General features: G+C 36.1%; 8 protein-coding genes. 5 read left to right on the plus strand and 3 right to left on the minus strand.

Going from position 1 to position 7654, the window contains the following annotated elements; genetic code table 11:
* Window positions 1–205 precede the first annotated feature (205 nt).
* From mobQ to CDG61_RS00115, 3 genes are all read left to right on the plus strand, one after another.
* Complete coding sequence (gene mobQ / locus CDG61_RS00105) at window positions 206–1858, plus strand: MobQ family relaxase (RefSeq protein WP_005199240.1); 1653 nt, start codon at window positions 206–208, stop codon at window positions 1856–1858.
* 682 nt (window positions 1859–2540) lie between these two features.
* The gene (locus CDG61_RS00110; RefSeq protein ID WP_001031297.1) at window positions 2541–3491 is read left to right on the plus strand and encodes a replication initiation protein; all 951 of its coding nucleotides are present in this window, start codon (window positions 2541–2543) and stop codon (window positions 3489–3491) included.
* The gene (locus CDG61_RS00115) at window positions 3488–3775 is read left to right on the plus strand and encodes a hypothetical protein (RefSeq protein ID WP_000857160.1); all 288 of its coding nucleotides are present in this window, start codon (window positions 3488–3490) and stop codon (window positions 3773–3775) included. The genes CDG61_RS00110 and CDG61_RS00115 overlap by 4 nt, the downstream gene beginning before the upstream one ends.
* Window positions 3776–4002: 227 nt before the next feature.
* Here the strand turns inward: CDG61_RS00115 and CDG61_RS00120 are convergent, their stop codons facing one another.
* Together CDG61_RS00120 and CDG61_RS00125 are read right to left on the minus strand one after the other, a co-directional pair.
* Window positions 4003–4854: a universal stress protein gene (locus CDG61_RS00120; protein ID WP_002115246.1), complete on the minus strand. Its 852-nt coding sequence runs from the start codon at window positions 4852–4854 to the stop codon at window positions 4003–4005.
* A 12-nt stretch (window positions 4855–4866) separates the two neighbouring features.
* Complete coding sequence (locus CDG61_RS00125) at window positions 4867–6354, minus strand: SulP family inorganic anion transporter (RefSeq protein WP_005108963.1); 1488 nt, start codon at window positions 6352–6354, stop codon at window positions 4867–4869.
* A 416-nt stretch (window positions 6355–6770) separates the two neighbouring features.
* On the opposite strand from CDG61_RS00125, the gene CDG61_RS00130 reads away from it, so the two are divergent.
* The gene (locus tag CDG61_RS00130) at window positions 6771–7034 is read left to right on the plus strand and encodes a type II toxin-antitoxin system Phd/YefM family antitoxin (protein WP_000557944.1); all 264 of its coding nucleotides are present in this window, start codon (window positions 6771–6773) and stop codon (window positions 7032–7034) included.
* Complete coding sequence (locus CDG61_RS00135; RefSeq protein WP_000184943.1) at window positions 7021–7284, plus strand: Txe/YoeB family addiction module toxin; 264 nt, start codon at window positions 7021–7023, stop codon at window positions 7282–7284. The genes CDG61_RS00130 and CDG61_RS00135 overlap by 14 nt, the downstream gene beginning before the upstream one ends.
* Window positions 7285–7345: 61 nt before the next feature.
* On the opposite strand, the gene CDG61_RS00140 is transcribed toward CDG61_RS00135, so the two are convergent.
* On the minus strand, window positions 7346–7648 hold the full coding sequence (locus tag CDG61_RS00140; RefSeq protein ID WP_000110201.1) for a hypothetical protein: 303 nt from the start codon (window positions 7646–7648) through the stop codon (window positions 7346–7348).
* Window positions 7649–7654: the final 6 nt, after the last annotated feature.

Consider the following 7654-nt stretch of genomic DNA (forward strand, 5'->3'; position numbering starts at 1 on the left):
ACCATCTCAAGGAATCCCCCTCAAGCATAGGTCTGTTTGAATTGAAATTCAAGACAGCCCATGCTATCGTGGTTTTCCCGAAGGGCGCACTTAGCCATTGGATTTCATCCAATGGTGCGACAAGGGGTAAATCCCCTTTGTAATCCCCTGACCAACATATACATGTTGGTAATTTCGATAAATCGAAATAAAGAGCAAAAGCAAAATGGCGATATATCATTTTTCAGTTAAAACGATTAGTAGAGGTAATGGACGATCGGCCGTTGCTTGTGCTGCATATCGTTCAAGTGAAAAATTGGTATGCGATTTTTATGGAAAAGAACAAGACTACACAAGAAAAACTGGTGTCGAATTTACAAAAATCTATGCACCTGAAAATACAAATACTGAGTTACTCAAGCGCCAAACACTTTGGAATGAAGTCGAAAAGGTTGAACGTAGAAAAGATGCATTACTTGCAAGAGAGTTTGAGATTGCATTTCCCAGTGAGTTAAACGCTGAACAGCGTGAAAATATGCTCAATGAACTTTGCCGAAACCTCGTTAAAAAATACGGTGTCATCGTTGATGCTGCTATTCATGCACCTCATACAGACAGTGGAAGTGATGAACGCAACTACCATGCACACATCATGTTCACAACCCGAAGTATTAATGAGCAGGGTGGCTTTTCAGCAAAAAAATATAGGGACTTCAGTCGTGACAATGGCACAGAAACTGTAAGCCACTGGAGAGAATCATTTGCAGAATTATGCAATCACCACCTGAAACAAAATGGATTTGATGAACGTGTCGATCACAGAAGTTATGAAGACCAGGAAAGTGACCTAGAAGCAACTCAGCACGAAGGTCCTCAAGCGACATACCTCCGGAGACGAGGAATATTTACAGAAATTAGTCTGAAAAATGATGAAATTAAGCTACGTAATTTAAAAATCAAAAAGGTCATCGCACTGGATGAAAACATCAAAGTATCTGAGGATCTTGTTCAAAAAGTACGAAGTGAGCTTCAGTTTCAATACTCTCAAGCTGAGTATTTAGAAAAAACTTCTCAGAAACTTTCTGAATTTCAAAATGAAGAATTATCAAAATTAACAACAAAATTAAACACGATGAGTTCTGCAATATCAGAACTACGCAAAAAAGAGCCTTTATTTTTTAAAACAAAATGGATCAATCAAATAAATGACCTGATCGACCAACACAACACCCAACTAGACATCCAAAAGCATATTTCTGGTCTTAGTGAAATAGAAAAAAAAGAGAGATATTCTGATCATTTAAATAAATGGACAGAAGAAAATCAGCTGCTCCAGCCTAAAAAGTCTTTTGCAAAATTTGACGAACCGAACATCACTGTTAAACAACGAAAACTTAATGATCAAATTTCAAATATAGATCATCAAATTTCTGAAATATCACGCAGAGAAACTGAGTATCAAGAGTATGTACGCGATCAAAGACTGGAGATCATAAATAGTTATATATTTGAAGAAGATAACTATGGAAATAAATACTTTAGTCCTCAAAATGGTGAAAAACAAAAGCGACTATATGCAGAAGAAATGGAAGATCTAAAAATCCAAGAATTGCATACGGCTTTTACAAAAAAAATTGAGACCGAAGCGCAGCAAGAGTTTTCCCAAAAAAGAGCAATACAGCTCGAAAACGACCGAAAAGATCGTGAATCTAGAGAACAGCAGTTACGTAAAGAACGAGAGCAACAAGAACAACGCTATGCACAAGAACGAGAGCAACAAGAACATTTGGCATTTTTAAGACGCCAAGAACAAGAAAAACAGCAGAGAAATGAGCCTAAAAAGCCAGAAAATGACAATAACCATGACTACACGCCTTAGCAATCCCATTTAAGCGCAAAAAAACGGGGGTTTTAGCGACTTTTGATAGAAATACAGTAAAACTATAGTTGATAAAAATAAAATCGCTTAAAACGCAAATGAGAGCCTTTTAGCGAGTGTCTACGAGTGACACAACGAAAGGTTGCTTATTCCCCCTCTGAAAAACCGTTTTTTATTGAATTACTGGGGACAGTGATTAGCGAGTGTCTACGAGCGAAGTATTGATGCTTTTGCTCGTCAAAAAGCATGAGCATAGCGAATGCATTATTCATGTTTTGCTTTTTGAATCCTTGATCATATATGCAAAAAACTGCCCCCACGAAGCGAGTGAAACGAGCTTCAATAGAGTACGAGCTTTAGCGAGTACCAAGGGCAGTTTTAATAACTCACTTTGGAAATAAATTCCCTTTTATTCTTTTAAAAAGCTTTTAAAAGCTTTTAGACCCTCTGAAAACCTTATGCAGCAATAGTTTCAAGCGTTAAAAGGGTACAAATAGCATGATAAAGGGTACAAATAGCATGATTTTATCGTTTAAAAGGGTACAAATAGCATGATTAAAGGGTACAAATAGCATGATAAAGGGTACAAATAAATTATTGTACCCTTATGTTTATTGGTGTACATTGTTTTCTCATAAGGGTACAAAAATCATGTTCATTTTTTATAAGGTTTGATATCTGAATGAATAAAGAAAATAGTTATGATAAATCTTATCCAGTAACAACAATGGCTATTCAAAACAAAGTTACTGAATGCTTTAAAAGCATGTCTGTAGATGAAAAAAGAATTTTAATTATGGCTTCTCCGATTGCTAGAAATGTCGATGCAAGTGAACAAGATCAAATCTTAATATCTGCTCAACAATTTGCTGATGACTGTGGTATCAAAGTCAATTCTGCTTATAAACAAATTGAAAATGCGTCAAAAAAACTAGTAGATCGGTCCTTTTCATACGTTAATGATAGGGGGAAAAAGGTCTACTCTAACTGGGTAATTGATGCTACTTATGAAGATGCAGGGATATCTTTAAGGTTTACATCTATTGTTTTGGTGATGTTGAAAATTTTAGATAAATACAATCCATACACTCGTTATAAAAAAGATGTAGTTCTAAAATTAAAAAAAGACTACTCAATAGACTTTTACCATTTAGCGAAAAAAAATCAGGCAAAAAATGGCTTTGAATTAACGCTAGATGAAATGTTTACAGAGTTTGGTTTACCAGAATCTTATAGAGATTTGAGGAACTTAAAACGAAGAGTTTTGAAGAGCTCATTAGATGAAATTAATGAATTTACCGATGTAACAGTTGACTATAGTCCAGTTAAAAAAGGACGTTCTGTTGTCGGCTTTAAGTTCACTGTGAAAGAAAAATCTAAGCCAAAATTAATAGCTCCTGAGCGAGATCCAAAAACAATAGATATGTTCTGCAACCTGTCTGATGCTCAAATTAACAAGTACAGTGCTATTTTATCTAAACTTTCTGAGCTATCAGACCTAAGTAACTTCCAGGACTATCCTAGTTTTGCCCTTTGGATTAGTGGCATCTTACGAGATCCGAAAAGTGTAAGAGAGGAAACAGCAAAGCGGATTTTTAAAGCTCTTCATAGCAAGACGGATTTTAAACCATGAAAACTAGAGCTGAATTAGATGCAATGAGCCATCAAGAACTCAAAGACTATGAGCAAATTTTACTTGCTCTGTGGACACCAAGAATGGCTATTGAAAGTGACATTGAAAGGTTAAGCACTAATCGCAACGAATTATTAGAAATTTTTAATCAATTAAAAAATCCTGATGCTCCTGAAAATGAGCGTTTAAAAAATTCTATTTTATCGCTCAAATATAAGATTGAAGATTTAGAAGATAAATTGGATGATCTTATTCAAGATAATCGCTTAAATCGTGCAGATTGAATTATTCAGTTTATTTAATTAAAACCGTGAAACATTGATCAAAGAATAGGCGTGGAACGTGAAAAATCATAAAAAAAGCCCACCAGAGGGTATGTGGGCTAAAATCATGTAACTACAGCATTGATTTCTATAGATAATTATAACACATTTCGTATAAGGCGTATTATGTTAATTTTAGAAATTCTAAAAAAGGGATAGTTTTTAACTATCCCTTTATCTTGTAAAAATTATCTTAGTAATAATACTGGTTTTGTAGAACTTGATAACAATTTGGTCGTCGTACTACCAATAAAAAACTGGCGTATCTTTGAATGACCATATGCACCAATCACAATCATATCAATAACGTTTTTTTCTTGATAATCCAATATAGATTTCTCAACATCACCTTCAAGCACACTATCAATGACATCAAAACCATTATTTGCAAGTAGCTCTTTTGCCCAAGTGACTTGTGATGTCATATCACTATTTGGCTTACCAACATATACCACATGAGCTGTCAGGGTTTTTAATAAAGGGCTATTTGCAATTTTGTCTACACAAATACGTGCAGTAGGACTTCCATCAAAAGCAATTAAAAATGACTGAGGTGGACTAAACGGTGAGGATGTGATTAACACGGGTTTATGAAGAGCACGAACAACATTTTCAATATGGGTTCCAACTTTACTGGAATTGTGCTCGGTTTCAGTTCCATGCTTACCCATAACAAGAACTCGAATATCCTCTTCCATTCCCATGATTGTTTCTAAAAGACTGCCATGGCGTTGAAAGCTTTGAGCATCAATAGAGAACTTCTCCAATAGATAGTTTTTTGCTTCCCGAAGAAGAATTTGGCCATGCTCTAGCTCAATTTTCCCCTTACGTTCTTCCAGTTCAACCAACTCGTTTAGCAAGGTTTCTCGACTTCCTAGACCAATTGCACCACTTAAATCTTGTGGTGCTTTCGCTTTTGGCTTATCAATGACATGCAATAACTGAAGAGGTGAATTCAATTTATCGCTAAACCAAGCTGCATAATCACAAACGGTATTTGTTGCTAATGATCCATCAATACATGCAATAATTTTTGACATAATTCATCCCTCTTAGTGGCTATTTAAGCGATCTAAAGCATCTGGCTTATCATGGATACCAAACTTATCGACTAACGTTTTACTGGCTTCATTCATTCCAATCAGTTCGACTTCTGTTCCTTCACGTCTAAACTTAATGACCACTTTATCTACGGCAGCGACCGCAGACACATCCCAAAAGTGAGCCTGACTAACATCAATCACAACTTTTGAAAGTGCTTCTTTGAAATCAAATGCAGAAGTAAATTTATCTGCTGAGCTGAAGAACACTTGACCTGTTACCGTATAAGTACGGGTATTTTCAGGTTCATTAAATTCGGACTGAATTGCCATGTAGCGTTCAATTTTGTTGGCAAAAAATAATGCAGAAAGAAGTACACCAACTAATACGCCATAAGCCAAATTATGTGTCGCAACGACCACGATGACTGTAACGATCATCACAATATTGCTAGATAAGGGATATTGGCGGATATTGCGTAGTGAATCCCAGTTAAATGTTCCAATTGCTACCATGATCATGACAGCAACCAGTGCAGCCATTGGAATGGCTTTAAGCCAGTCACTGATAAACACCACCATAATTAACAGAAAGACCCCTGCACTAAATGATGATAAACGGGTACGTCCACCAGATTTCACATTAATAATGGATTGACCAATCATGGCACAGCCTGCCATTCCGCCTAAGAAGCCTGAAGCGACATTGGCAACACCTTGCCCTTTACATTCTCGGTTTTTATCACTGGTGGTATCTGTTAAATCGTCGACAATTGTTGCGGTCATCATGGACTCAAGTAAACCCACGGCTGCCAAACCTAGTGAATAGGGTAAAATAATCACTAAAGTTTCAAGATTTAAAGGGATATCAGGAAGTAAGAAAATAGGTAATGTATCTGGTAATTGCCCCATATCACCTACGGTTCTTACATCTAAACCAATGAACAAGGCAAAAAGCGTAAGGAGGACAATACAGATGAGGGGAGAGGGTAAAAGTTTCCCTATTACTGGGATATAAGGGAATAGATAAATAATAGCTAAACCGCCAATTGTCATCGCATAGACATGCCATGTCACATTAGTGAGTTCAGGTAATTGAGCCATAAAAATTAGAATAGCCAAAGCATTTACAAAGCCAATCACGACTGACTTTGATACAAACCGCATCAAGGCCCCTAATTTTAGATAGCCTGCTAGGATTTGAATAAATCCTGTCAAAATTGTGGCTGCTAATAAGTATTGCAGACCATGCTCTTTAACCAGTGTGACCATTAATAAAGCCATAGCACCAGTTGCAGCAGAAATCATCCCTGGACGACCGCCTACAAAAGAAATTACCACGGCAATACAGAATGAAGCATATAGCCCGACTTTAGGATCGACACCTGCAATAATTGAAAAGGCAATTGCTTCAGGAATTAGAGCTAAAGCAACAACAATACCCGCAAGAACATCTCCGCGAATATTGGAGAACCATTGTTCTCGAATAGTGGATAACATGAAAATAGCCTATTTTTTTAAATTTTAGGAAAGGCTAGTGATGTGATATATGACACACAAGCTACTACACCACATCACTAGACAGTGATGAGTTATTTACTGTTTTAAGAGATAAATAAACTTATGGTGGCGTAAGTGTCATATTAAGAAAGATATCTATTTTGGAGGGTTTCGGGGGCAATGATAGCAGTTAGGCCCTTTTCTATCCACCCTAACCGCAGTACTGAAGTAAAAGTAAGAATGATCATAGATAATTTTAGAATTGATTTATGTCCATTTAACATAATGGTGGTTATACGAAATTGACAATATGTACAGGATTCTGTACATTTAGGATTGTAAAGTTTCAATCACTACCGCCTAGGTAGTCTAGCTAGCAGCGTTTTGACGCAGCTTACCCTATGAGGGATAGATATATGCATGTATTTACATATACGGACGCACGTAACAATTTAAAATCTGTTTTAGATAAAGTAATTGATGATGTAGACGTTGCTTTTATTACAAGAAAAGAAGGTGGCCATGCTGTAGTAATGGGACAAGATCATTACGATAGCTTAATGGAAACGTTATATCTCCTTTCATCTCCAAATAATGCAAGTCGTTTAAATGAATCAATTGCTCAATTACGTGCAGGGAAAACAAAACACAGAGAGTTGATTGAGGATGACGAATCGTAACGTCGAATGGACTGATAATGCCTGGGATGAATATATCTATTGGCAGACACAGGATAAAAAGATACTTAAGCGTATTAATACCTTAATCAAAGAATGTCAGCGAACACCTTTTGAAGGAACAGGAAAACCAGAACCTTTAAAAGCTAATCTTTCAGGATTTTGGAGTCGTAGGATTGATGAAAAGCATAGATTAGTTTATGAAGTGACAGATGAACGAATCTCTATAATTCAATGTCGATTCCATTACTAACAAGATCCCCTATTTTTAGGGGATTGTTTTTTTATTTAATACAAAATCTCATATGCGAAATTTAGGTGTTATTCCATATAACGCCATTAAAAAGATCTTTATCTTTCTGCCTATTTTCTTCAGTCTTACTTTCCGTGCTTAAAAACTTTTCAAAATCGGTTAGTTGACCCTTAAAAGATTCATCATTTTTCAGTTTGTTTAGAACCCAAGCCCCCAGTAGAATTTTACGTCTAGTATCATCTTTTCTTTGTCGATCAGAATTTTTCTTTTTTTCACGAGCAGCAATAGCTTGTTTTTGTGCTTTTAGTTGTCTTAATCGTTCTTCTTGCTTTGCAATTTTTTGCTCTAAAGTTTCAACACTCATACCATC

This window comes from Acinetobacter sp. WCHAc010052, assembly GCF_002165295.2.
GTDB lineage: Bacteria > Pseudomonadota > Gammaproteobacteria > Pseudomonadales > Moraxellaceae > Acinetobacter > Acinetobacter chinensis.